This window comes from Lysobacterales bacterium (assembly GCA_019634735.1).
In the GTDB taxonomy this organism is placed as follows: Bacteria; Pseudomonadota; Gammaproteobacteria; order Xanthomonadales; family UBA2363; genus Pseudofulvimonas.
This window is the reverse complement of record JAHCAT010000005.1, coordinates 34,389-59,719: the sequence shown is the minus strand read 5'-3', so window position 1 is coordinate 59,719 and position 25,331 is coordinate 34,389. Positions and strand designations below refer to the sequence as shown.

19 protein-coding genes and 1 pseudogene are annotated in these 25,331 nt (G+C 70.6%); 13 read left to right on the top strand and 7 right to left on the bottom strand.

The window, feature by feature from the left end; translation table 11 throughout:
* Positions 1–18: 18 nt before the first annotated feature.
* The 4 genes from KF823_06365 to KF823_06350 all read right to left on the bottom strand — a co-directional run bounded on the left by KF823_06365 (position 19) and on the right by KF823_06350 (position 3,928).
* The gene (locus KF823_06365) at positions 19–552 is read right to left on the bottom strand and encodes a hypothetical protein (protein MBX3725525.1); all 534 of its coding nucleotides are present in this window, start codon (positions 550–552) and stop codon (positions 19–21) included.
* 12 nt (positions 553–564) lie between these two features.
* Entirely contained in the window at positions 565–1,842 is a 1,278-nt protein-coding gene (locus KF823_06360) for a hypothetical protein (protein ID MBX3725524.1), read from the bottom strand.
* 341 nt (positions 1,843–2,183) lie between these two features.
* The gene (locus KF823_06355) at positions 2,184–2,903 is read right to left on the bottom strand and encodes a nucleotidyltransferase family protein (protein ID MBX3725523.1); all 720 of its coding nucleotides are present in this window, start codon (positions 2,901–2,903) and stop codon (positions 2,184–2,186) included.
* Positions 2,900–3,928 (bottom strand): phosphotransferase, encoded by a 1,029-nt coding sequence (locus KF823_06350; protein ID MBX3725522.1) that lies wholly within the window; start codon positions 3,926–3,928, stop codon positions 2,900–2,902. The genes KF823_06355 and KF823_06350 overlap by 4 nt, the downstream gene beginning before the upstream one ends.
* A gap of 240 nt (positions 3,929–4,168) precedes the next feature.
* Here KF823_06350 and KF823_06345 point away from each other — a divergent pair, with 240 nt between their 5' ends.
* Both KF823_06345 and KF823_06340 read left to right on the top strand, forming a co-directional pair.
* Positions 4,169–5,098, top strand: coding sequence for a hypothetical protein (locus KF823_06345; GenBank protein MBX3725521.1), 930 nt, complete (start codon positions 4,169–4,171; stop codon positions 5,096–5,098).
* A 409-nt stretch (positions 5,099–5,507) separates the two neighbouring features.
* A complete protein-coding gene (locus tag KF823_06340) occupies positions 5,508–6,848 on the top strand; it encodes a hypothetical protein (GenBank protein MBX3725520.1) in 1,341 nt (446 codons plus the stop codon).
* Between the two features lie 98 nt (positions 6,849–6,946).
* Here KF823_06340 and KF823_06335 read toward each other — a convergent pair whose 3' ends face one another.
* Complete coding sequence (locus tag KF823_06335) at positions 6,947–7,153, bottom strand: DUF3185 family protein (protein MBX3725519.1); 207 nt, start codon at positions 7,151–7,153, stop codon at positions 6,947–6,949.
* Between the two features lie 364 nt (positions 7,154–7,517).
* On the opposite strand from KF823_06335, the gene KF823_06330 reads away from it, so the two are divergent.
* The 7 genes from KF823_06330 to KF823_06300 are packed head-to-tail and all read left to right on the top strand — an operon-like array spanning position 7,518 to position 14,130.
* A complete protein-coding gene (locus tag KF823_06330; protein ID MBX3725518.1) occupies positions 7,518–7,967 on the top strand; it encodes an SUF system Fe-S cluster assembly regulator in 450 nt (149 codons plus the stop codon).
* A 21-nt stretch (positions 7,968–7,988) separates the two neighbouring features.
* Complete coding sequence (gene sufB, locus KF823_06325; protein ID MBX3725517.1) at positions 7,989–9,434, top strand: Fe-S cluster assembly protein SufB; 1,446 nt, start codon at positions 7,989–7,991, stop codon at positions 9,432–9,434.
* Positions 9,431–9,772, top strand: coding sequence for a DUF3703 domain-containing protein (locus KF823_06320; GenBank protein ID MBX3725516.1), 342 nt, complete (start codon positions 9,431–9,433; stop codon positions 9,770–9,772). Before sufB ends, KF823_06320 begins: the two co-directional genes overlap by 4 nt.
* Before the next feature lie 14 nt (positions 9,773–9,786).
* The gene (gene sufC, locus KF823_06315; GenBank protein ID MBX3725515.1) at positions 9,787–10,548 is read left to right on the top strand and encodes a Fe-S cluster assembly ATPase SufC; all 762 of its coding nucleotides are present in this window, start codon (positions 9,787–9,789) and stop codon (positions 10,546–10,548) included.
* Positions 10,548–11,744, top strand: coding sequence for a Fe-S cluster assembly protein SufD (gene sufD / locus KF823_06310; protein ID MBX3725514.1), 1,197 nt, complete (start codon positions 10,548–10,550; stop codon positions 11,742–11,744). The genes sufC and sufD overlap by 1 nt, the downstream gene beginning before the upstream one ends.
* Entirely contained in the window at positions 11,741–12,988 is a 1,248-nt protein-coding gene (locus KF823_06305; GenBank protein ID MBX3725513.1) for a cysteine desulfurase, read from the top strand. Before sufD ends, KF823_06305 begins: the two co-directional genes overlap by 4 nt.
* A complete protein-coding gene (locus tag KF823_06300) occupies positions 12,985–14,130 on the top strand; it encodes a GNAT family N-acetyltransferase (protein ID MBX3725512.1) in 1,146 nt (381 codons plus the stop codon). Before KF823_06305 ends, KF823_06300 begins: the two co-directional genes overlap by 4 nt.
* 186 nt (positions 14,131–14,316) lie before the next feature.
* Here KF823_06300 and KF823_06295 read toward each other — a convergent pair whose 3' ends face one another.
* Positions 14,317–17,022: a serine/threonine protein kinase gene (locus KF823_06295; GenBank protein MBX3725511.1), complete on the bottom strand. Its 2,706-nt coding sequence runs from the start codon at positions 17,020–17,022 to the stop codon at positions 14,317–14,319.
* On the bottom strand, positions 17,012–18,700 hold the full coding sequence (locus tag KF823_06290) for a sigma 54-interacting transcriptional regulator (GenBank protein ID MBX3725510.1): 1,689 nt from the start codon (positions 18,698–18,700) through the stop codon (positions 17,012–17,014). The genes KF823_06295 and KF823_06290 overlap by 11 nt, the downstream gene beginning before the upstream one ends.
* Before the next feature lie 752 nt (positions 18,701–19,452).
* Between KF823_06290 and KF823_06285 the strand changes: the two genes are divergently transcribed.
* The 4 genes and pseudogenes from KF823_06285 to hfq all read left to right on the top strand — a co-directional run bounded on the left by KF823_06285 (position 19,453) and on the right by hfq (position 25,304).
* Entirely contained in the window at positions 19,453–21,249 is a 1,797-nt protein-coding gene (locus KF823_06285) for a PKD domain-containing protein (GenBank protein ID MBX3725509.1), read from the top strand.
* 136 nt (positions 21,250–21,385) lie between these two features.
* Positions 21,386–23,554, top strand: a complete 2,169-nt coding sequence (locus KF823_06280; GenBank protein MBX3725508.1) for a S46 family peptidase — start codon at positions 21,386–21,388, stop codon at positions 23,552–23,554.
* Positions 23,555–23,585: 31 nt separating this feature from the next.
* A complete protein-coding gene (gene miaA, locus KF823_06275; GenBank protein ID MBX3725507.1) occupies positions 23,586–24,584 on the top strand; it encodes a tRNA (adenosine(37)-N6)-dimethylallyltransferase MiaA in 999 nt (332 codons plus the stop codon).
* 510 nt (positions 24,585–25,094) lie between these two features.
* Positions 25,095–25,304: pseudogene (gene hfq, locus KF823_06270) on the top strand (RNA chaperone Hfq).
* Positions 25,305–25,331 lie beyond the last annotated feature (27 nt).

Sequence of the window (25,331 nt, the reverse complement as noted above, 5' to 3'; positions counted from 1 at the left end):
CGCTGCGGGCAAGCGGATTCAGCCGGAACGGGGACGGGCGAACGCGGCGAGCGCGGCAGCCAGCATCGCCAGTGCGAGCAGCGGCAGGAAAGGCGCGGTCGGCCCGGGCACCGGCAGCGGCGGTGCGACGATCACATAGGAAAAGCCCGGATGCTGCTGCAGCACGCCGGCCGCCAGGCTCGCCATTCCGATGGTTTCGGTTCCGGGATGCAGCGTGCCCGGCAGATGCGCCGTGCAGTTCGCCGACTCACCGGCGGCCAGTGGCCCGGCCTGCCAGGTGAAGGCGAACAGCGGCGGGCGCGGCGGCAATGGCGGCAGGGGCGTGGTCGTGGAGATTTCCAGCGTGCAGCCGATGCCGGTCGCACCGACGCCCGAGGTCAGGGTGAAGCTGCCGCTGGCGACCAGCACCTGGGCGAGGTCGGCGGACGACCGATTCTCGACCCTGAGATCGACGATCAGCGGCTGGCCGGGCGACAGGCGGTCCTCTCTCGGGAACGCTTCGACCCGGAGGGTGGGCGGGTTGCCTGCAAGCGTCGATGCCGCGCCGGTCACAAGGTCAGGACATCACAGGGCATAGTCGAAGCCGCCCACCATCAGTGCGTCGGTCTCGTCGCGGAACGCGGCATTGATGGCCGCCACCTCACGCGCCACCCGGGCGTTGTCGCGCTCGCCGCTGACACCCACCGGGGTCGGGGTACCGGCCAGGTCGATCTCGATATCGGGGTTGGAGAAATACAGCACGCTCGAACAAGGGGTTCCGCAGTTGATGTGATGATACGCCATGATGGTGTGGAAGCCGGGCTCCGGTGGCGGATCGTCGCCGACCGCCGACCGGTGGCCGTGAGCCCAGGGGAATGCGGAGGCGCCCGGCGGCAGGCCGGCCGTGTCGGGGTCGTGCTCCATGCCGAGCAGATGGCCGGTCTCGTGGGTGAACACCGGGCTGGACTGCGTCCAGTGGCGGGAGACCACGGCGAGCGCGTTCTCGGCGAAGGCCGGCCCGGGATTGCGCTGGATATAGGCGACCCCAGCCGACCAGTCGCTGAAGTTTTCCGCCAGCAGCACCACCGCATCGGCGCCATAGGCGGTGCGCATCTGTGCAAGACCGGGCAACCCGCGAAGCGAGAGCAGCGTGTCGTTCGCGCTCAGCCCGTCCGGGATGTTGGCCATGGACGCGCGGCGCAGGCGGTAACGAACCTCGTCGATGCCGCTGTTGGCAAGGGCCTGGTTGCTGACGTCGATCAGGTGCTGGGCAAACGCCTGTATCTCGTTCTCGCCGCCAGCCCCGTCGCGCGCAGCCTGGGTGTAGAGGATCCAGAAATCGATGTGGACCATGCCGCCCTCGACGGTCCCCGGGCCGCTCTTGGGATGCGTCGGCGGGAGGTCGGGATTCACAGGCGGGGCGGGCGGATCGACGATCTGGTCGTGGGGGAAGTCGAAACTGGTGTCGACCTCGGACAGTCGGAGTGCGGCGCCGCGGGGATGGACATGCCAGCGGCCGTCGACGCCTCCGAACCAGACATGAAGGTGGCCCCGCTGCGCGGTGATCACCACCTCGTTGCCGGCGTCGATGCGACCGGCCCATCGGAACCCGTCGTCGCGTTCCTCGAAGGACGTGCGCATCGCTACCCTCAGGTAGCCCGGCGCGTTGACCAGCAGCACCGGTGCGGCGCGGACGATCGAAAGGTCGACCTCGACAATGTGGCTGGACAGCAGGCCGGGTCCGGGCTCGGGCTCGCCAGGTCCGACCGTCAGGAACAGGTTGGGCGTGACCTGGGCGAGGACCGCTGCAGGCGCGAACAGGGTCATCAGCAGGCAAAGGGCTCGAAGCGTGGGGCGCGTCATCGTCTTTCTCCCGGGCGGGGCCGGGATCAAAACTAGGCAGGTCGGCAGGCTCCGGGAAGGGGTCCGGCGGTCCCTGTTCGGCCCTGGATTCACCTAGCTGACTGCCCGCAAAAGGCCGCTTGTGCAAGCTTGGTGAAGCGTTCAGCCGGGATGCGGCGATTTCGTCCAGAGGGCGTCAAGAACGAGGGCCGTGCATGAACCTGCGATTAAAAACTGCGGGTTCCGGTAATTCACACCTGCCGGTCAATGGTCTCGAGCCCGCAGCGGGCTGGCCACGAACACACGATCGCCAGCGTTGCGGACGGCGCCCCGGGGATGAAACCCCGCCGGGGGCAGAGGCGTCAGGACAGGCCTGTCAGCAGCCGGTCCAGGCTGGCCAGGCGACCGGGGGTGCCGACATCGCACCAGCGGCCGGCATGGTGGCGGCCCGATACCTGGCCCTTGCGCATCGCCGCGCGCAGCAACGGCGCGAGCGGAAACCTCGGCGGCATGTCGCGCGCCCCGGGCGCGTGGCCGATCACGGCGCGCCAACCCTGCAGGATCTCCGGCCGGTAGACGCCCACCCCGGCGTAGGTGAGGCGCTTCGCGCCCTCGGGCGGGGAGTCGTCCAGAACCTGGTCATCCGCGGTCAGCCAGAAGTCGCCTGCGGCGTGGTGATCCGGATTGTCGACCAGGACCAGGTTGGCCAATCCGGAGGGTTCGTCCGGAAGGCTGCCGTAATCGACGTCGCTCCAGACATCGGCGTTGACCAACAAGAAGGGTTCGCCACCGAGCATCGGAAGGGCCTGCAGAAGACCGCCACCGGTCTCGAGCGGCAGGGGTCCCTCATCGCTGTAGGCGATTCTCAGTCCCCAACGGCCGCCGTCGCCCAGCGCCGTGCGTACCACGGATGCCAGATGCGACAGGTTGATAACCACGTCCCGGATGCCTCGTGCGGCCAGCTTCTCCAGATGCCAGACGACCAGCGGCCTGCCGGCTACCGCGAGCAGCGGCTTGGGCACCGTGTCGGTGAGCGGTCGCATGCGCTCGCCACGACCGGCGGCGAACACCATCGCCTTCATGGCGATGGCGATTGCGGGGGCGAAGACGCGGGCCGGGTCAGGTCTCGGCGGCCGATGGCGCCGGCCATCTGCTCGCGAAGCTCCGCGAACTCGGGGTACTGGTCCATGACGTCCAGGCAATAGCGCCAGACCAGGGGCAGGTCGCCGAGGTAGCCGGACTTGCCGTCCCGGTACCACAGACGGCAGAAGATGCCGAGAACCTTCAGATGCCGTTGCAGGCCCATGAGGTCGAACCAGCGCCGGAAGCGCCGCGGATCCGCGTCCGTCGCTCCGCCCTCGACCAGTCGTTGCCGGTACTGTTCCACCCAGGCATCGACCCGCTGCGCCGGCCATGCCACGTAGCAATCGCGCAGCAGAGAGACCAGGTCGTAGGTGATCGGACCGCGTACGGCGTCCTGGAAATCGATGACGCCCGGGTTGTCCTGGCCGGTCACCAGCAGGTTGCGGGAGTGGAAGTCGCGGTGCACGAACACCTGGGGCTGGTCCAGGGCATTGCCCGCCAGGCGCGCGAAGGCATCGTCGATCGCCTTGTGGTCGAAGCCGTCCGGATCGGCGCCGAGGTGGCGGTGCAGGAACCACGTCGGCATCAGCGCCATCTCGGCCACCAGCCGTGTCTCGTCGTAGTCGGACAGCCCGTGGGTGGCGCCGCCGCGCTGCATCCGCCACAGCGCCTCGAGTGCGTCGCCGTAGAGCCTGCCTACGGTGGCATCGGTCAAGGCCGCCAGGTAGAGGCGCTCGCCCAGGTCCTCCAGCAGCAGGAAGCCAAGCTCGACATCCTGGGCGTGCACCGTGGGCGCATGGACGCCAGCGGCGCGCAGTCGGCGGGCGACGTCGAGCCATGGGCGGACATCCTCCTGCGGGGGGGGCGCGTCCATCAGGATCCGGCTGCCGCCGGCCGCGCCCTGGACCCTCCAGTAGCTGCGGAAGCTGGCATCCGAGGACGCCGGCTCCACGCGCGCGGCATCGCCACAGTGGCGATGCACGAACTGCAGGCGGGCCTCGGCGCGATCGGGGGACTCTGGCATGGATGCGGGATTGTCGGCGACCACAGGGCGGGGCGGCAGTCTAGCCCGGATGCCGGGTCGGGTCGTGCCCCCGGTCGTGGGGCGTGCAGGGCGTCGCGGCATGCCCCGGATCCTGCGACGTTCCCGCAGCGATCCGGATGCACCGGGCCGGACGGTCGTCTCGGCCGCCGGCACGGCTGGATCCGGTGGTTTCGGATCCACATGACCACTACCATGCATGGGTCCGCATGGGAGGAGAACATGGCCCGACGCCGCATGTCGATCGCGTTGCTTGCCGCGCTCTGGCTGGTTGCGCCTGGCCTGCGGGCCTTCCAGCTGCATCCTGACTTTCACTACAGCACCAGCGAAACCGCGATCAATGCCTACGACGACGCGGGCGTCCTGGTCGCGAGTCTGCCCTGGGGCAGCAACCACGACGTCCGTGGCCTGGCGATCGGTCCGGACGGCCTGTTGTACGTCGTAAGAGCGGGCACGCAGGGCCCCTTGCTGACCACGGTCGAGGTGCTGGGGCCGGATGGCCAGTTGATGGCGCGGTTCGGAAACGGCGCCTGGAGCGCCGGCAACCTCAGTCTCGGCAAGATCGCGTTCGCGCCGGACCGCCACGTCTTCTACGTCGGAACGTCCGGTGGCATCTACGAGTTCAACCAGACGACCCGATCTGGGCGACGCCTGGTCGCCGATCCGGCATATGGCCTCGATGTCCTGCCCAACGGTGAACTCCTGGTCGGTGCGGATTCCACGCTCTACCGCCGGACGCCCGGTGGCGCATTCATCCACGCGTTCACGAACATAGACGATCCGGATGGGCTCACGGGTGTCGTCAACCCAAGGATGGTCGGCATCCGCGACGTGGCCTACTCGGCAGCCACCGACCGCACCTACGTGACCATGGGCGGCTACTCGGGCTTCTTCTTCCGTCTGCTCGCCTTCCAGGGCACCAGCAACCGGTTGGTCGCACAGACCTATTTCTGGTACGGCGACGACATTCATGTCGACGACGCAGGAAATCTCCTGGTCGGCAGCCGAACCCAGGCGCCGGCCTGGTTCACGCCCGAGCTGGAGCTGATCGGCCAGTTGGACGGCCCTGCCGCCCGGTTCGTCACCGGGTTCAGGGCGCTGTACTACGAATCCGCGAGGCCGACCCGCCAAGACCGGCAGGCTGTCGAATGACAGCTGGCCGGTTGCGGCCAGAGCTGGTCGGCCGGCGCAGCGGCTGGGAACGCGCTCGACCGGCCGGTCGCCCCTCCGGGCGAGTGCCGGAAGGGCCGACTTGACGATCGGCCGCGACGGTCGTGATTCCACAGGCCGCAGGCGCAGGGCGAAACCGGCCCCGGAGGCTGGCGGGTCCGCCCGCGTCAGGCCAGGGGGCGACACCTGGGTTCCGACGGGATCGCCTGGTCCTGTGAGGAGCGTGCGCTTGCTTCGGCGGGGCGTGTCCTTGCCCTCGGCCCGGTCGCCGCGCAGCTGCGCTGTGGGCGCTCCCGCCCGGAATGCCGGGCGCCGATCATGACCGCTGTCGCGGAAATCCGGCCGCACCGGGGCTAGGGTGGCGGTCCACAATGGACACAGGGGGTGTCTGATGTCGATCCGCTTGCTGGCGGCGGTGGCCGTCCTTGCGCTGTGCGCTCCGGCCCGGGCGGCCGATTTCCACGTCGGGCCGGGACGGCCGTATGCCACGCTCCAGGCGCTCACCGCCGCGGTGACCCTGCAGCCAGGCGACCGCGTGCTGGTCGATCCGGGCAGCTATTCCGGCGGCGTGATCCTGCGCCAGTCCGGCACCGCCGCAGCGCCGATCCGGGTGATCGGGTTGCGCGGCGCCGGTGGCCAGCGGGCGGTGCTCGCCGGCGGCGGCAACAGCATCGAGTTCCGGCGCGCCGACCATGTCGTCCTTGAGGGCTTCGAGATCACCGGCGGCACCTCCAGGTGCGTGTTCGTGAACGCCCGGGACGTGGTGTTGCGCGATCTGCTGGTCCGCGACTGCCCGGCCCAGGGCATCCTCAGCAGCGACCTGTATTCGGGCAACCTGACTCTTGAGTACAGCGAAATCCGCAACGCCGGTGCCGGTTCCAGCCAGCACGCCCTCTACATCCAGAGCGACGAGGTGAGCAATCCGGGCAGCGTGTTCCGGATGCGCTTCAACTACGTGCATTCGGGCAACGGCGGCAACCTGCTCAAGAGCCGGCACGAGCGCAACGAGATCCACTACAACTGGTTCGAGGGCGCCTGGTTCCACGAGATCGAGCTGATCGGGCCCGACCAGTTCACGCAGTTGCCGGGCTGGAGCGTCGGTCTGGTGCGCGAGGATTCCGAGGTGCTTGGCAACGTCATCGTCCATTCCTCGCCGCTGAATCCTTTCGGCGCTGTGATCCGCCTCGGCGGCGACGGCACCGGCGAGAGCCGGGGCCGCTACCGGCTGGTCAACAACACCATCGTGGTGACCGGCAGCAGCAACCCGACCACGGTGCTCCGGCTCTTCGAGGGCATCGAGTCGGTGGAGGCGCACAACAACGTGATCTGGCGCAGCAGCCCGGGCGAGCTGCGTATCGAGCGCACTGTCGAGGCGGTGTGGGCGGCCGGCGGGCGCAGGGTGGCGGGCAGCAACAACTGGATCAATGCAGCCGCGACGGTGGTGCCACCGGAGTGGACGGGCATGCTGACCGGCGCCTCGCCGGGATTCGTCGCGCCGGCGGCGCACGACTACCGCCCAGGGGCGGCAAGCCCCCTGAATGGCGCCGGCAACGGCAACCCGACCAGTCCACCCGCCTGGCCGTTCCCCGCGCCGACCCTGCTGCCGCAGTTCCTGCCGCCGCAGCGGGCGGCGATGGCGCCGGGCAGCGAACGGACGCGGCCCGGACAGGCCCCGCCGACGATCGGCGCCGTGGTGGACGCCGATCCGCTGTTCGCGAACGGCTTCCAGTAACGCGCCCCGGAGGCCGGCCGCCGCTCCGTGCCCGGCTGGCGGGCCGGGCCTCCGATCGCGTGCGTATCGCGGCCCGGCGGACGCCCCGGCGCAAGAACCTACTTGCGGCCGAACAACAGCAGGCCGAGGCCCGCCGCCGCGCTGACGCCGCCACCGATCAGGTACCACATGGTCTGATCGGTGTAGCGCCCGGTGACGCCCTCGACGACCCGCTCCCCGATGCTCTCGGTGGCGGTGAAGCCGAAATACAGCAGGATTCCGCCCAGCACGAGCAGTACCAGTCCCACAAGCTTGGATGCGGCCATCGGTTCCCTCCTGGAAAGTTGTCTGTGGTCGATGTCGTCCGGCCAGCCGCACCTGATGGCGCGGTGGCGGGCCGATCCTAACAGCATGGGGAAAAGGACGATTCAGGTGGTCGCCGGAGTCGCCCGTCCGACGCATCTACGCACGGGCTCGCGGCAAATCAATGGCGTGTGCAGTCGCATCGCCGAGCGGCCGTCCATCGCCGCTGATTGCGGCCAGCGCTCCAACGGTGGCCGCCAGCCCGGCGCAGACGCTGTCCTGGCTGCGCCGCGATGCCGTTCAGGCTGGCCGCTGGCGGGCCGGCCGGTCAATCAGTACAATTCCGGTCCGATTTGCGGTTTTCGCCCCAGCGTCGAGGCGCCAGCCATGCTCAGGGTAAGCAAGCTCACCGACTACGCGACCGTGCTGCTCGGCCTGATGGCCGACGCGCCGGAACGCCTGCGGACGGCTGGCGAACTGGCCGAGGCCGCGCGCCTGGAGTTGCCGACCGCCAGCAAGGTGCTGAAGATGCTGGCCGGCGCCGGCCTGGTCGAGTCCCAGCGCGGCGCAGCAGGTGGCTATCGCCTGGCCCTGCCGCCGGAGCGCATCGCCGTGGCGCGCATCGTCGAGGCCATCGACGGTCCGATCGGGGTGACCGAATGCGCGGTCCACGCCGGGCAGTGCAGCCACGAGGCGCATTGCGGGGTCCGTGGGCCCTGGCAGCGCGTTTCCGACGCGATCGAGCGTGGGCTGCGCGAGCTCAGTCTTGCGCAGATGCTTGCCATGCCTGCACCCGGCGCACGGCACTCCCGCGAAATCTCCATCCGCCTCGCCTGACCGCGCGCCCAGGAACCCACGATGGCAGCCACCCCCCAACAGATCGCCGACCGGCTTGGCCAGCGCTACAGCGCCGGCTTCGTCACCGACATCGAGTCCGACATCGTCCCCCCGGGGCTCGACGAGGACGTGGTGCGCCTGATCTCGGCCAAGAAGGGCGAGCCGGAGTGGCTGACGCAGTGGCGGCTGCAGGCTTTCCGCCACTGGCTGATGCTGCCGATGCCCGACTGGGCCAAGCTGGACATCGCGCCCATCGATTTCCAGGCGGTCAGCTACTACGCGGCGCCGAACCTCAAGAACCGGCCCAAGTCGCTGGACGAGGTCGATCCCAAGCTGCTGGAGACCTTCGACAAGCTCGGCGTGCCCCTGCACGAGCGGGCGCGGCTGGCGGGCGTTGCGGTCGACGCCGTGTTCGATTCGGTCTCGGTCGGCACCACGTTCCGCAAGGAACTCGCCGAGGCAGGCGTGATCTTCTGCTCGTTCTCGGAGGCCGTTCGCGAACATCCGGAACTGGTCCGCAGCTACCTGGGCACCGTGGTGCCGCACACCGACAACTACTTCGCCGCGCTCAACTCGGCGGTGTTCTCGGATGGCAGCTTCGTGTTCATTCCGCGCGGCGTGCGCTGCCCGATGGAGCTGTCCACGTACTTCCGCATCAACGCCCGCGACACCGGCCAGTTCGAGCGCACCCTGATCATCGCGGAGGAAGACAGCCACGTCTCCTATCTCGAGGGTTGCACGGCGCCGATGCGCGACGAGAACCAGCTGCACGCCGCCGTTGTCGAACTGGTCGCCCTGGACCGCGCGCAGATCAAGTACTCGACCGTGCAGAACTGGTATCCCGGCGACGAGAACGGCGTCGGCGGCATCTACAACTTCGTCACCAAGCGCGGTGCCTGCCGCGGCGTGCGCTCGAAGATCTCCTGGACCCAGGTGGAGACCGGCTCGGCGATCACCTGGAAGTACCCCAGTTGCGTGCTGCTCGGCGAGGAGTCGGTGGGCGAGTTCTACTCGGTGGCCCTGACCCACCACCGTCAGCAGGCCGATACCGGTACCAAGATGATCCACCTGGGCCGCAACACGCGCAGCAAGATCGTCGCCAAGGGCATCTCCGCCGGGCGCGGCCAGCAGACCTACCGCGGACTCGTGAAGGTCCAGCCGACTGCGGCCGGCGCCCGCAACCATACGCAGTGCGACTCGCTGCTGATCGGCAAGCAGTGCGGCGCACACACCTTCCCGTACATCGAGGTCCGCCACCCGGACGCGATCGTCGAGCATGAGGCGACCACCTCGAAGATCTCGGAGGACCAGCTGTTCTACTGTCGCGCGCGCGGCATCGGCGAGGAGGACGCGGTGTCGATGATCGTCGACGGCTTCTGTCGCGAGGTGTTCCGGGAGCTGCCGATGGAGTTCGCGGTCGAGGCCAAGCGCCTGCTCGAGGTGTCGCTGGAAGGGGCGGTGGGGTGAGGCTGCGCCCCGACGCCCGCCGCGCCTGGCAGTCCGAGATGGCGGCCGGCCGTGCCGCTTCGACCGCCGGCGACCTCGACGTCGCCTTCCGCCATTTCGAACGCGCCCACGTGATCGGGCAGCGCAACACCTGGGCGCATACCCGCGCGCATCTGGCCATGTTCGCCATCGGCTGGCGTCGCCGCGACCCGCGCGAACTGCTCGGACAGGCCATGCGCATCCCGGCGGCGCTCACCAAGACCCTGCTGTGGGTGCCGCGCGGCAACACCGGCGGTGCCGACGTAGGCGCCTTGCGTTCGCTGCCCGTACCCGCCGACCTCGCCTGCTACCTCGACTGAAAGCCCGGACAGACATGCTGAAGATCGACAACCTGCACGTTTCGGTGGCCGGCAAGGCCATCCTCAAGGGCCTGGACCTCGTCGTCCTGCCGGGCGAGGTGCACGCCATCATGGGCCCGAACGGCGCCGGCAAGAGCACCCTGGCGGCAGTGCTGGCCGGTCGGGAGGGGTATGAGGTGACCGCCGGTTCGGTGCGCTTCAACGGCGTCGACCTGCTGGAAATGCCGCCGGAAGCGCGCGCCGCGGCGGGCGTGTTCCTGGCCTTCCAGTACCCGGTGGAGATTCCGGGCGTCAACAACACCTATTTCCTGCGCGCCGCCTACAACGCCCAGCGAAAGGCGCGCGGCGAGCCGGAACTCGACTCGGTGCAGTTCCTCAAGCGCGTGCGCGACCGCCTCAAGATCCTGTCGTTGCCGGACGACCTGCTGCACCGCGGCGTCAACAGCGGCTTCTCCGGCGGCGAGAAGAAGCGCAACGAGATCTTCCAGATGGCGGTGCTGGAGCCGGCGCTGGCGATCCTTGACGAGACCGACTCCGGGCTCGACATCGATGCCCTGCGGCAGGTGGCCGAGGGCGTCAATGCCCTGCGGTCGCCGGCGCGCGGCTTCGTGCTGATCACCCACTACCAGCGTCTGCTGGACTACGTGGTGCCCGACCGGGTGCATGTGCTGGCCGATGGCCGCATCGTCGAATCCGGCGATCACACGCTGGCCGGCGAACTCGAGGCGCACGGCTACGCCTGGGTCGCCGAGCGCAAGGTTCGCGGGGCTGCCTGATGGCCACGCCGCTGCAGCAGGCGCTCGATTCCGCCGACCTGCCGGCCGACCAGCCGGCCAGGCGCCAGGCGCTGGAAGCGGCGCGCGCCGCCGCCTGGCCGGCGCGCCGCCAGGAACACTGGCGCTACACCTCCCTGCATGCCCTGGGTGAGCGCACGCCACGCCCGGCCTCGCTCGCCCCCCCGGAGCCGGTGCCGGCCAGGACCCTGCTGTTCCGCGATGGCCGGTGCACAGGAAACGGCGTGTCCGGAGCGCAACCGGGCTTCCGGGTGGACACCGGCGCGCCGCCGCCAGGAGATGCAGCCGCCGACGTCTTCGACCATCTCAATCGGGCTTTCGCCATCGACGGCGCCGACCTGCGGCTCGACGCCGACGGCGATGCCGGCGACTGGCTGGTGATCGCGCACCGGTCGGGCGCCGGTGCGGACGATCGCGCCTGGCACCTGCGGCACCGCATCGAGCTTGGCGCCGGGTCCAGGGCGCGCATCCTCTTCGATTTCGACGGCGCCGGCACGCCGGCCCTGGCCACGGTGGCGAGCGCCATTTCGCTGGCGCAGGGCGCCGAACTGGACCTTGCGTTCGTGAACGCGCCGGCGCCGGGCCTGTCGCTGCTGTTGCGCACCGGGATCACGCTGGCCGCTGGTGCCCGCCTGCGCCTGCAGGCGCTCGACGCCGGCGCGGCGCCGTCCCGCCATGAGCTGGCCGTCGATCTCGCGGGTGCGGGCGCCAGTGCCGAACTGGGTGGCGCCTTCGTGCTTGCCGGCCGCCAGCACGCCGACGTGCAAATGCGCCTGCGCCACCTCGCGCCGGACTGTTCCAGCACCACCACCTGGCGTGCGCTGGCCGACGACCGCGCGCGCGCAGTGTTCGACGGCCAGATCCTGGTCGCCACCGGTGCCGATGGCACCGACGCGCGGCTGGAGTGCAAGAGCCTGCTGGGCTCGTCCCAGGCGGAGATCGACGTCAAGCCGGTCCTGGAAATCCACGCCGACGATGTGCGCTGCGCGCACGGCGCCACCATCGGCCAGCTCGATCCCCTGGCACTGTTCTACCTGCGCAGCCGAGGCATCGACGCCGAGGCCGCGCGCGCCCTGCTGGTCCGTGCCTTCGCCGCTGAAGCGCTGGCCGGTTTCGCCGGCGACTGGCCGGTGCCGGGGCGCCTGGCTGCCCTGACCGGCCAGGCGGCGGCTGCATGAGCGCGAACCCGGCAGTCGCCACGGGGCCCGACTGGCGACGGCTGCGCGCCGACTTCCCCGCGCTGGGCCGCCGGGTCCACGGCAAGCCGCTGGTCTATCTGGACAATGCCAACACCGCGCAGCGCCCGGAGCCGGTGCTGGTGGCCATGGACCGCTACTACCGGGAGTACAACGCCAACGTCTCGCGTGCCGTGCACACGCTCGGCAGCGAGGCCACCGCCGCCTACGAGGCCGTCCGCGACGTCCTGGCAGCGTTCCTCAACGCGCCCTCGCGCGAGGGCGTCGTGCTGACCCGCGGCACCACCGAGGCGATCAACCTGGTGGCGCACAGCTGGGGCAGCAGCCACCTGCGGCCTGGCGACGCCGTGCTGCTGACCGGCATGGAGCACCACGCCAACATCGTGCCCTGGCAGTTGGCCTGCGAGCGCGCCGGAGCGCACCTGAAGGTGGTGCCGGTGACCGATGCCGGCGAACTCGACATGGACGCGCTGCCGGCGCTCCTGACCCCGGACGTCCGGCTGTTCGCGTTCGTGCATGTCTCCAACGCCCTGGGCACCGTCAACCCGGCGCGGGCGCTGTGCGCGATGGCACGCGAGCGCGGCGTGCCGACGCTGGTCGACGGCTCCCAGGCGGCGCCGCATCTGCCGGTCGACGTCCAGGCGATCGGCTGCGATTTCTACGTCATCACCGGCCACAAGATGTTCGGCCCCACCGGCAGCGGCGCCCTTTGGGGGCGCCCGGAGCTGCTCGCCGCGATGCCACCGTTCATGGGCGGCGGCGAAATGATCCGCGAGGTGCGCTTCGAGGGCAGCACCTACGCCGATCCGCCCCACCGGTTCGAGGCAGGCACCCCGAACATCGCCGGGCTGATCGGTCTTGGCGCGGCGGCCGGCTACCTGGCGGGCATCGGCATGGAGGCCATCGCCGATCGCGAGCGCGAACTCGGCGCCCATGCCCGACGTTGCCTGTCCCGGGTTCCCGGCCTGCGCCTGATCGGGGCCGATGCCGCCGAGCGGGTGCCGGTATTCTCCTTCGTCGTGGACGGCGCCCAGGCCCAGGATGTCGCCACCCTGATCGACCTCGACGGCATCGCGGTGCGCTCCGGGCACCACTGCACGCACCCGCTCATGCGGCGTTTCGGGGTTCCGGCCACCTGCCGTGCCTCGCTGGCCTTCTACAACACCGAGGCCGAGGTCGACGCCCTGGCCGAGGCCCTGGAACGGGCGCGATCGCTGCTGGCATGAGGCGGCGCGTCGCCCTGCTGGTCTATCCAGACGTCGAGGTGCTCGACTTTGCCGGGCCGTTCGAGGTGTTCTCGGTGGCTTCGGAACTGCACGGACACGACCTGTTCGAGGTGCGGCTGGTGGCGGAGCGGCCCGGCCCGGTGATCGCCGTCAACGGCCTGCAGGTGTTCGCCGACGCCGGCCGGGACGAGGTATCGCCTGCCCAGGTGCTGATCGTGCCGGGCGGCAGCGGCAGCCGCCGGGTCGCGGGCGATCCGGCCTGGCTGGACTGGCTGCGCGCCCGCGCAGGCACTGCCGAGGCGGTGTTGTCGGTCTGCACGGGCGCGCGCGCGATGGCTGCCGCCGGACTGCTGGCGGGTCGGCGCTTCACCACCCATCACCAGGCCTGGGACGAGCTGGGCCAGGTCGCCGGGGCGACCCTGGTGCGCGGCGTGCGCTACACCAGCGACGGTCCGCTGGTCTGCGCGGCCGGAATCAGCGCCGGTATCGACGCCGCCCTGCACGTGGTGGCGCGCCTGGCCGGCGAGACGGTGGCCGCGGCGACCGCCTGCTACATGGAGTACGACTGGCGGTACCGATTGCCCGAGTGGCTTCCGCAGGTCGGCGGCCTGGATGTCCGATACGCGACGCCCGATGACATCGGGGCCGTCGTCGCGCTGGCGCATTCGGCCTATCGCGGCGAGGCCAGCCGCGCAGGCTGGACCACCGAAGCCGACTTCCTCGATGGCCAGCGCACCGACGCCGAGGCGGTCGCGGCGATGCTGGCGGGCGGGCAGGCCGTGCTGCTCGCGCACCGGCAGGGCATGCCGGTCGGCTGTTGCCACATCGCGCGCGAGGGCGATGACTGCTGGTTCGGTCTGTTCGCGGTGGCGCCGGGACTGCAGGGCCAGGGCATCGGCGACGCCCTGCTGGCGGAGGCGGAGCGGCGCGCCTGGCAGGATTTCGATGCCCGGCGCATGCGTATGAAGGTGATCTGGCTGCGCGACAGCCTGATCTCCTGGTATCTGCGCCGCGGCTACGCAGACACTGGGCGCAGCCATCCCTTCCCCTACGGGCAGGCGCGTTTCGGCGTGCCGCTTCGCGACGACCTGCACTTCATCGAGCTGGAGAAGGGCCTGCCGGACAGGGCGGCCGGCCCCTGATCCGGTAGCGCTCGCAGCCGGCTGTTTCCTGGGGCCGCTGCTGCGGCTGCCGATCTGCGCGCCATGGCGCGGTCTGCCGCCGTCGGCCGGATCGACGCTGACTCGAATGCGCCTTCATTGCCCAACGGTCCGCTGCCCGCACCACGATGCGATCCTGGCGGCCTCGCGAGATATCCGGGGCGAGGCTCAACGGCGGGCGAGATCCCGGCGGATGGCGTCCAGCGCCCGCGCCTCGTCGTTGCCGAACTCGCGCGCATCGAGCCGGTCCAGCGCCGGGCGCAGGCTGGTGTCGCGCAGGCGATCCGCCTCGGCGCTGCGACCACCGCCCTGCAGTGCCTGGACGAGCAGCCAGTCCGCCAACAGCCGATAGACGTGCCCTTCGGCGAACACGCGATGGGCGTCGCCGCGCAAGGTCGACAGTTGCTCCAGCGGCACCGAGGTCGGGTCGGCCTCGAACGCCTTCTGCAGGCGCGCCAGGCGGAATCCCAGGCAGGTGGAGTTGTCCTGGCCGTGGGCCTGTTCGCAGGTGGCCTCGGCCTCGGCCAGCGCGCCGGATCCTGCAGATGCCCGATCCGCCCGGAACAGGGCGGTGCCCTGGTAGGCCTGACTGAGGTAGCGAACTGCGCCGCGCACATCGTCGCCGCCGAGGCGCGTGGCCAGTTCCTCGTGGCCGGCCAGGGCGAGCGTGTGTTCGCCGCGGCGCGAATGCAGCTCCGCCAGCCCGATCCGGGGCAGCACCGCGAACACCGTGGTCGGACCGGTCAGGCGCTCGCCGCGCTCGGCGGCGTCGGCCAGCGCCGCCTGGACGGCATCATCCAGGCGGCCCGACTCGACCGCCAGGAACAGGGCGGTGGCGCGCATGTACTGGGTGTTGGGATCGTCCTCGCCGCTGTGCTCGCGGATCGCCTGGTAGGCGGCCTCGAAGCTGGTCGCCGCGCTGCGCGAGGCGCCCCTGGACAGGTCGCAGTTGCCCAGGGCCTGGTAGGTGAGCGCACGCTGCCGGGGCGGCAGTCCCGCGGTTTCGGCCTCCGCCATGGAGTCGTGCATGCGTTTCCGCAGGTCCAGATCGCAGCGTCCCTGCAGGGTGATCTCGTTGAGCAGGAGGTGGGCCTCGGTCTGCAGGGCGCGACCGAGTTCGCCGACCTCCCGGAAGCGGGCCGCTGCCTGCTCGGCGTGGCCGCGCGCCTCGTCGAGCCGGTTCAGGTCGCTGAGGACGGCCGACAGCATCAGCTCGGTTTCCGGCAACAGGGTGTCGGGCGGTCCGGGGGGCAGGGCGGCAACCTGGGCCGGGAGCGGCAGCAGGCGCGACAGCGCCTGCTGGAGGTCGCCGCGGCCGCGCTCCGCGGAGGCGCGATCGAGCTCGATCCGCAGTCGTTGCCGGCTGTTGCCGGCGCCATCGGCGTCCAGCTGCGCGGCGGCGAGTTCGAGCTGCTCCAGGGACTGGGAGAACAGGGCGAGATCCAGCAGGGTCCGACCCAGCGACGCGCGCAGGGCCGCCTGCACCCGCGGCTGATCCGCGTACTGCCCGGCGATGACCTCGGCCGCCGGTTGCAGCACCGCCTGCAGCAGGGTCTGGCGCGACACGTCGACGACCGGCAGGGCAGCCAGCGCCGCACGCAGATCCTCCGGCGCGATCCGCCGCTCGTCGCTGGCGGCCTGCGCCGCGCGTTCGACCAGGCCCTCAACCCAACCGGACGCGAACCGTCGCACGTCCAGGCCGCCCAGGAGGCGCTGCTGGAACGCCACCACCTGCTCGAGATCCTGTCCCCGCGCGCTGGCCACGGCTGCCTGGCGCTCCGCTTCGCGCAGGCCGCCATACAGGCCGGCGACGCCCAGCGCCAGGGCCAGCGTGGCGAGCACCGCCAGCGTCGTCGCCAACGCGTTGCGCCGCGCCAGGCAGCGCAGCCTGTAGAGCGCGCCGCCGGCCATCGCCTCGACCGGCGCATGCTCCAACCAGCGCTGCAGGTCGGCGGCGAGCGCCTCGGCGCCCTGATAGCGCTGCTCCGGCGCGGTCGCCGTGGCCCGCGCGATGATTTCGCCCAGCTCGCGCGCGCGCACGGCGGGCAAGTGCGGGCGGTTCCCGGCGGCGGCCAGTCGTGCCGGACCGGCCGCCTCGATGCGTCGACGCATGTCGTCGGTGCCGAGCCCTGTCAGGCCCTCGACATCGTGCCAGCGCCGGCCGGCGATGGCCTCATAGAGGACCAGACCCAGGCTGTAGACGTCGCTGCGGGTATCGATGCGGCGGGAATCGCCGGCCTGCTCCGGGCTCATGTAACCCGGGGTACCGCTGCCGTCGCCCGCCAGCGAAACATGGCCGGGGCCGCGGGCGATGCCGAAATCGATGATCTTCGGGCGTGGCTGGCCGTCGATGCGGGTGACCAGGATGTTTCCGGGCTTGAGGTCGCAGTGGACGATGCCGCGACGGTGGGCGTGCGCGACGCCCAGGCAGGCGTCGCGCAGCAGGGCGACGCACTGCGGAATCGACGGCCGTTCGCGGACCAGCCAGTCCGACAGGGTCTGGCCCTCGACGAACTCCATCACCAGGTAGGGCACGCCAGTGGCGGTGGCGCCAGCGTCGAACACCTGGGCGATCGCCGGATGCGCCATGTGCGCCAACGCCTGGCGCTCGAGCGCGAACAGCGCCAGCCGATCGCCGTCCAGACGGCGTCCGGCGACCAGCTTGATGGCGACCCGACGCTGCACCGGCTCGGTCTGTTCGGCCAGGTAGACGGCGCCCATGCCGCCACTGCCGAGCAGGCCAAGCACGCGGTAGCGACCGAACCGGCTGCCGACCATCTGCGACGGATCGCCGGAAAGGCCGGATGCCAGTCCTTCGGCGAGCTGGGTCAGCGCCTGCCGCTCGAGTCGCTCGGTCGGCTGCTCAGTCGTCATCGGGGTCCCCCTGTCGCGACAGGCCGTGACTGCGCAGCAGCTTGTAGAACGTGGTCTTGCCGATGCCCAGGAGATCGCGGGCACGACGGTGGTCGCCGCCGGCCACCGCCAATGCCTGCAACAGAGCGCCGTGCTCGGCGCGGGCGAGTGCCGCTGCCAGGGTCAGGTCGCTGGCCCGCGGCCCCTCGCCGCGCAGTGCCGTGGGCAGATGCTGGCGGCTGAGCGCCTCGCCCGGTGCCAGCATGGCGACCGCGCCCTCGATGGCCTGGCGCAGCTCCCGGACGTTTCCCGGCCAGTGCCACCGCTGCAGGCACAGCAGCGCTTCGGCACCGATGCCCGGACTGCGGACCGTCGCGGCCCGGACCGCGCGTGCGAAGAAGCCGATCGCAAGCGTGGCGATGTCCTCCGGTCGCTCGCGCAGGGGCGGGATCTGCAGTTCGATGCCGGCGACGCGATGGTAGAGATCGAGCCGGAACCGCCGCTCGGCTATGGCCTGGGCCAGGTCCTGATGGGTGGCCGCCAGCAGGCGGACATCGACCTCGACCTGTTGCCGGCCGCCGACCCGCATCACCCGACCGTCCTCGAGCGCGCGCAACAGCCGGACCTGGGTTTCCAGGGGCATGTCGCCCAGCTCATCCAGGAACAGGGTGCCACCGTCGGCCCGTTCGAGCAGGCCTGGCCGGGCCTCGACGCCGGTCGCAGCGCCCTTCTCGACGCCGAACAGTTCCGCCTCCAGCAGGTCCCGGGGCAGGGCGGCGCAGTTGACCGCCACGAAGGCGCCCGCGCCTCGCGGCGACGCGGAATGGATCCAGCGCGCCAGCACCTCCTTGCCCACGCCGGTTTCGCCACGCAGCAGGATCGCCACCCGGCTGCGTGCGGCGCGCGCAGCGGTCTCCAGCACGGTACGCATCGCCGGATTGGCCGTGCCCGGCGCGCCCGACAACGCGTCCGCCGCCGATGCCGGACCTGCGGCGCCGACGCCACAGGCGGCCGGCAACCAGGACAGCACGGCGACCAGGCGCGTCGACACCGTTCGCAGGCGGGCCGCGGATCCGGCATCGGCGGCGAGTTGCCAGTCACCGGTCATGACCACGACCTCCCATGTCGCGGCCTCGCCCGCCTGGGCCAGGACCCTGCCCTCGCTGTCGGCGAGGCGCAGGCCGCTGGCCGACAGGGGGGACAACCATTCCTGCAGCACCCGGGAAAGCGGACCGGCCAGCAGCATGCCGTCCGGCAGGGCGGCCAGTGCAGCCTCGCGAAGCTGGTCGAACAGGGCGAGTGCGCGGGTCTGCCCCGGGGCAAGCGTGGCCGGCCGGGGGGCGGTCTGCTCGTCTTCGCCCGGCATGACGAAGGCCAATGCATCGATGCCGGGGGTGTGCTCCCGCAGGCGCAGCCGCGCGGCGCCGAGGTCGAGTTCGAAATCGCCGGCCAGGGCCAGCGCCGAGACCGGCCGGCCATCGACGCGACAACCGTTGGTCGATCCCAGGTCGCGCAGCGCGAGGCCGCCATCGGGGAACACCTCGATCTCCAGGTGCTGGCGCGAAATGCCGGCGATGTCCAGGCGGATCTCGCACTCGGCGGAGCGCCCCAGCCGGTAGCGGCCGACATCCAACTGGGTGCGGGACAGGATGTCCGCGCTGCCATCCAGGCGTTCGATGCTGTAGCGCAGGCGCTCCATGGCTGCGTCGCTGGCCGGGCCCGGCAGTCGTTCGCCCCACGCCGGGGCTGCGTCGCCGGGTCCGCCATTCCCTCCCGAGATCTGGCTGCGCCCAGCATAGCCCAGGTCCGCGTTCGCGAACCCGGCCCGGCCGGGGTGGGCCAGATCGGACCGGCCGGTGCGTTTCGTGAGGCCTGGTCGGCGCCTGCGAAGCCGATGCGCGCAGGCGCGGCTTGCCGTGGCGCGCCGTTCGGTCCACAGGCTGTGAAGGAACAACCTGCTGGCTGCGGCCATGGACGGCCGCTCGTCGAATCAACTGTGCAAGCAGTTGATTCGACGGGAGCGCGTCCTGACCTGCGCCGGACGGGCGACTGGAAGAGCGACCAGGACGGTCGTTTTTCAACAAGTTGCCAGGTGCCGGTCGGATGCGGGTCCAGCGGCTGGGACCGGCCCGACGGTCGTCGAGGAATAGCCCGCTGGCAGCGGCCTTGGGGGCCGTTCGGCGAATGGGCTGCGCAACCGCATGATTGTTCAAGTACCGTCCGGACATGTGCCAGGAGAGCGAACTGCTTGGTCGTCGGTCGTTGGTCGTCGCAGCTCCTCGTCTTCCCGGCCTTTGCCCCGCGGGCCAAGCGATGTGGTAAATGTCGGGCTTCGCATCGACAGTCCGGCCCTTGTCCACGACGCCCGCACTCCGGACGCTGTCCGGTCGTTTCCCCAGTCTGGCAGCGCTCGTCCTGGCTGCGAGCATTGCCTGCGCCTGGGCTGGGCCCGTGTTCGCCGGTACCGGGCTGGTAGCCCGGATCGAGCCATCGCGCAGCCAGTGCGTCGCGCCCTGCGCGATCCTGCTCGATGCCAGTTCGAGCAGCAGTCCGTCGCCGGACATCGACGCGTTCACCGATCTCGAATACCTGTGGGATTTCGGGGATCCCGACGCCGGCACGTGGTCGCTGGGGGCCTGGCCGATGCCGAAGAACCGGGCCATCGGTCCGATCGCCGGCCATGTCTTCGAGCGCGCCGGCACCTTCCAGGTGGCGGTTCGGGTCTCGACCCCCGACGGTGCCTCGGCGATCGCCACCCGGGTCGTTCAGGTCGCCGACCCCGACCTGGTGTTTGCGGGCCTGGCGACCACCTGCGTGGCCATCGGCGGTGGCGACTGGCAGGGATGTCCGGCAGGCGCAGGGCAGGTCATCGCGCAGGACGCGACCAGTGCCTGGAATGCGCATGGCGGGCCGGGGCGGCGTGTACTGCTGCGTCGTGGCGACCAGTTCGAGGCGCCGGCGCCGATCACCGCCGCAGGCCAGGGCCCGGGCCAGCTCGGCGCGTTCGGCAGCGGCCCGCGACCGATCCTTTCGCAGGGACTGGGCGCCACCTGCCTGAGGGTGGGCTCGACCGGCCAGCCCACCTCGGACTTCAGCTTCCGGCACCTGCACTGCCGCAAGCCGGCTGCGGCATCCGCCGACTTCAGTGGCGCACTCACAACCCACCCGTTCAGCACGGTGCAGGCGATCGAGCACATCCTGTTCGCCGACATCGATGCGCAGTCCTACGGCAGCCTGCAGGGCTGGCCCCTGGACGGGGCGTTGCCGCGCGAGCACGTCAGCCACCTGTTCCTGTACGAGGTCCGCGACCTGCCGCCGCACACGCCGGGTCAGTTCATCATCAACTTCCCGTTCGGGCGCGGCCTGGCCTGGCTGGGGGTGCGCATCGACAGGCAGGCGCAGACCGATTGCACCGGCACGACCTCGGCGTTCCGGACCTCGACGATCCAGCGCTCCGTGATCTCGCAGGCGGAGTTCATGCATACCTGCACGGGTCCGTTGCGTATCCACAGCGCACCCTCGGCGGACCCCGACCGGATGCGGCCGGAAAAGATCGTCGTCACCGGCTCCCGGATCGGTCCGCTGAACATCGCGGGAGCCTTCGGCAGCAACGGCGGGCCGGTCTCGCTGGACCCGGGCGTCGGCCCGGGCGACCAGGTCCGCGACTTCGTGTTCGAGGGCAACCTGGTCCTGTACTCGGCCAACAACAACAACGGCTTCGACTGGAGCGGCCGCAACTTCGTGGCCCGCAACAACGTGTTCGACCTGCGCGGCACGCCCGGCGGCGGCGGCGCGTACGCGGTATTCGTCAAGAACGGCGGCGACCACGGCAACACCAGCCGCATCCGCTTCCTTCACAACACCGTGTACCAGCTGCAGGGCCAGGCCGGGAGCTGGCATGGCGCGTTCACCAGCAGCGAAGGCGCCAGCGATGTGGCGGTGATCAACAACGCCCTGCGAACCACGGGAGGCGCGGCCAGCGGCCAGCTCGCCGCGGGCGACATCGCCTGGTCGCTCGGCAACGTGGTGGCAGGGCCCGCGGTGCCGGAGCCCCTGCTGGCTGCCGTCCCCTCCACGGCGGCCATGGAGGGATTCTGTCCGCGTCAGGGCGGCATGTTCGACGGTGGGGCGGGCGCCGCCCAGGGTGTGAGCGATTTCTTCCAGAGGCCCCGCGACGGCGCCTCGCCCAGCCCCGGGGCATGCGAGGTGCGGGTCGACACGGTGTTCGCGGACGGTTTCGAGGGCTGACCCCGCCGCCCGGCTCGGCAGGGTGCTGCCTGCGACGGGCGGCAGGCGGCGCTGGCCGACCGGAACGCGACGCCCATGCCGGCGGGGGGGAGGGGCTGCGATAATCCCTGCTCCGCCCGACACCGACGATCCGCCGATGACCCGATCCAATGCGCTGCTGTCCGCCCTCGTGCTTGCAGGCCTGTGTTGCCTGGCCCACGCCGACGAAGGCATGTGGCAGCCCGCCCAGCTCCCCGACATCTCCGCGCAGCTGCAGGCCCGCGGTCTGCAGATGGCGCCGGAGGACCTGGCACGCCTGACCGAACACCCGCTCGGTGCCGTGGTCGGCTTCGGATTCTGCACGGCCTCCTTCGTCTCGCCGGAGGGCCTGGTGGTGACCAACCACCACTGCGCCTACGGCGCCATCCAGTACAACTCCACGGCGCAGCGCAACCTGCTCACCGAAGGCTTCCTGGCGGCGACCCCGGCCGATGAGCTGCCCGCCGAGCCCAACATGCGCATCTTCGTCACCGAGTCGATCGAGGATGTCACCGCGCGCGTCAACGCCGGGTTGCGCCGCGGCATGGACGGAGCGGCGCGCTTCGATGCGGTCGACCGCGCCAGCAAGGCCATCGTCGCGGAGTGCGAAGCCACGCCAGGCTATCGCTGCGACGTCTACGTCTTCCACCAGGGGCTGTCGTTCCAGCTCGTGCGTCAGCTCGAGATCCGGGACGTTCGGCTGGTCCATGCACCGAAAGAGGCGATCGGCAAGTTCGGCGGCGACATCGACAACTGGATGTGGCCTCGCCATACCGGCGACTACACCTTCTTCCGGGCCTACGTCGGGCCGGATGGCCGGCCGGCCGCGTTCGCGGCCGAGAACGTGCCGTATCGCCCGCGTCACCACCTGAAGCTGCAGCCCGGCGGCGTCCGCGCCGGCGAATTCGTGATGGTGACGGGCTATCCCGGTACCACCAACCGGTATCGGCTCGGCGAAGAGGTCGGCGACGCGATCGACTGGCGCTATCCGACCATGACTTCGCTTTTCCAGCGCTACGTGGAGATCGTCGAGGCCCATCCCGATGAGGCGACGCGGCTCAAGTACGCGGGCTCGATCGCTTCGTGGAACAACGCGCTCAAGAATTACGGCGGCCAGGTGGAGGGTCTGGCGCGAGCCGGCGCGCTCGACCTCAAGGCGAGCACCGAGTCCGCATTGTCGGACTGGCTCGACGCACAGGGCCGGGCCGGGCGGGAGCAGTCCCGTGCGATCGCGTCCCTGCGCGGCCACCTGGCGGTGGCGCGGGCCAGCCGGGACCGCAACCTGCTGGTCGGACAGCTCGCCAACCTCGGCCTGTTCCGGGGTGCCCGCGACATCTACCGGCTGGCCCTGGAGCGCGAGAAGCCGGACCTGGAGCGGGAATTCGGCTACCAGGCGCGCGACGAGGTGCGCATCGAGGGCAACCTGCGGCAGATCGAGCGCCGGGTCGATCCGGCCATCGAGCAGCAGCTGGTCACCGAGCTGCTCGTCCGGCATGGCGCTTTGCCGCGCGAGCAGCGCCTGCCCGAACTCGACGCCTGGCTGGACGGTGCCGCAAGCCGCCAGGCCATCGCCGCCCGGGTCGCGACCCTCTACCAGGACACGACGCTGACCGACACCGAGGAGCGCCTGAAGTGGTTCGCCGCCGATCGCGCCGCGATCGAGGCGTCCGACGATCCGTACCTGCGCCTGGCCGTCGCCTTCATGCCGGGCTGGCTGCGCATGGAAGCCGAGCGCAAGGAGTTCGACGGGCGGGGCTTCGAGCTCCGGCCGCAATACATGCAGGCGATGATCGATTTCAATCGCGCCCAGGGCCGGGCGATCTACCCCGACGCCAACAATTCCCTGCGCGTGAGCTATGGCCAGGTGATCGGCTACTCCCCCCGCGACGGCGTCCGCTACGAGCCCTTCACCCGACTGGAGGGGCTGGCCGCCAAGCACACCGGGGAGGATCCGTTCGACGCCACCCAGGGCCAGCTCGAGCTGATCGCCGGGCGCCGCCACGGTCCCTACCGGGACGCCGGACTCGACTCGGTGCCGGTCAACTTCCTCGCGGACCTGGACATCACCGGCGGCAACTCCGGGTCGCCGACCCTCAACGGCAGTGGCGAACTGGTCGGACTCGCGTTCGACGGCAATATCGAGTCGGTGAGCGCGGACTGGGTCTTCGAGGAGCCGATCACACGTTCCATCCATGTCGACGTTCGCTACATGCTGTGGGTCATGGACTACCTGGACGGTGCCGGCCACCTGATCCGCGAGATGGGCCTGACGCCGGCCGCCGACTGACCGGCGCCGGCAACGCAGGGGTCTTGGCGCGATGGCCGCGGCGGGCAGGTGGGCACAGTCGCCGAACGTGGCCGCTGCCGTGGACCGCCGGCCGCCGGCCGTGCTGCTGATGGGTCCGACCGCGTCCGGCAAGACCGACCTCGCGATCGCGCTGGCCCGACGCTTCCCGCTCGGCCTGGTCAGCGCCGATTCCGCCCTGGTCTACCGGGGCCTGGACATCGGTGCGGCGAAGCCCGACCGCGCGACGTTGGCCCGTTGGCCGCATGCGCTGGTCGACATCCGCGATCCCGACCAGCCGTTTTCCGCCGGCGAGTTCCGCCACGCCGCGTTGTCCGAGATGGCGCGGATCAGCGCGGCGGGCGACATTCCCCTGCTGGTGGGCGGGACGGGGCTGTATTTCCGCGCCCTGACACGGGGCCTGGCGGACCTGCCGGCCGCCGATCCCGCGTTGCGCGAGCGTCTCGCCGAAGAGGGTGAGCGCCTAGGCTGGCCGGCTCTGCACGCCCGGCTGGCCAGGGTCGATCCGTCGGCCGCGCACCGGATCAGGCCCTCCGACCCGCAGCGCATCCAGCGCGCACTGGAAGTCTGGCACCTGACCGGGCAGCCGATCAGCACCTTGCAGCAGGCCCGGCCCGCCGCCGTGCCGTACCGGCTGCTCAGAGTGGCGCTGCTGCCGGCCGACCGTGCCGCGCTGCACAGGCGCATCGCCACGCGCTGCGACCTGATGCTGGAAGCAGGCCTGCTGGACGAAGTACGGCGGTTGCGCGCCGACCCCACCCTGCACCCGGATCTTCCCGCGTTGCGGGCGGTGGGCTACCGGCAGGCCTGGCGCCACCTGGACGGTGTCACCGACCTCGAGAGCTTCCGCCGCGAGACGATCGAGGCCACCCGACAACTGGCCAAGCGCCAGTTCACCTGGTTCCGGGGCGAGCGCGCAGCCTTCCTCGAAGAGCCATTTGCGCCGGACCTGGAAGGACGCTGCGCGCGGCGCCTTTCGCTGTTCCTGGGGCCGGCCCGGGGCAAGGACTAGCAGGCCGTTGAAAAACAGCCTGCTGGCGGCGGCCATAGGTGGCCGCTCGGCGAAGCAAGTGCGTAAGCAGTTGATTCGACGGGAGCCCGTCCGGACCTGCGCCGGACGGACGACTTGAAAAACGACCAGGAAGGTCGTTTTTCAACAAGCTGCTGGACGGCTCCGTCAGGCCGCGGGGTCCAGATCCGGGCCTTGGCGACCCGAAGCCACCCTGATCGCGATTCGCCGACCCGGCCGCAGCGCGGCGACCCGGCCCCGACTGCGTGCCGCCGGCGGCCTGGGACGGGCCGAACGCCATCAGGAAACCGCTTCCGGATCAGCAGGATGAACGCAGGCTGTCGGGTCGGCGGGCGCGCGCTCCCAAGGTCCCGGACGCGCCCGGCTGGCGTCGCCTTGACCTATACTGGCCGAGATCTTGAAAAAGCCGCGCGGCGCCTTAGGTCGGTTTCACGATTTCGACCCGTCGCGGGCAGAAAAATCATAGTGTTGCAACATAACAGGAGAACCGCCATGTCGAAGGGTCAGTCCTTGCAGGATCCGTTCCTGAATGCGCTGCGCAAGGAGCGTGTGCCGGTTTCGGTTTACCTCGTCAACGGCATCAAGCTGCAGGGGACCATCGAGTCCTTCGACCAGTTCGTGGTGCTGCTGCGCAACCAGGTCAACCAGATGGTCTACAAGCACGCCATTTCCACGGTGGTGCCGGCGCGCAACGTGCGCATGACCGAACATGGCCCGCAGGTGGCCTCG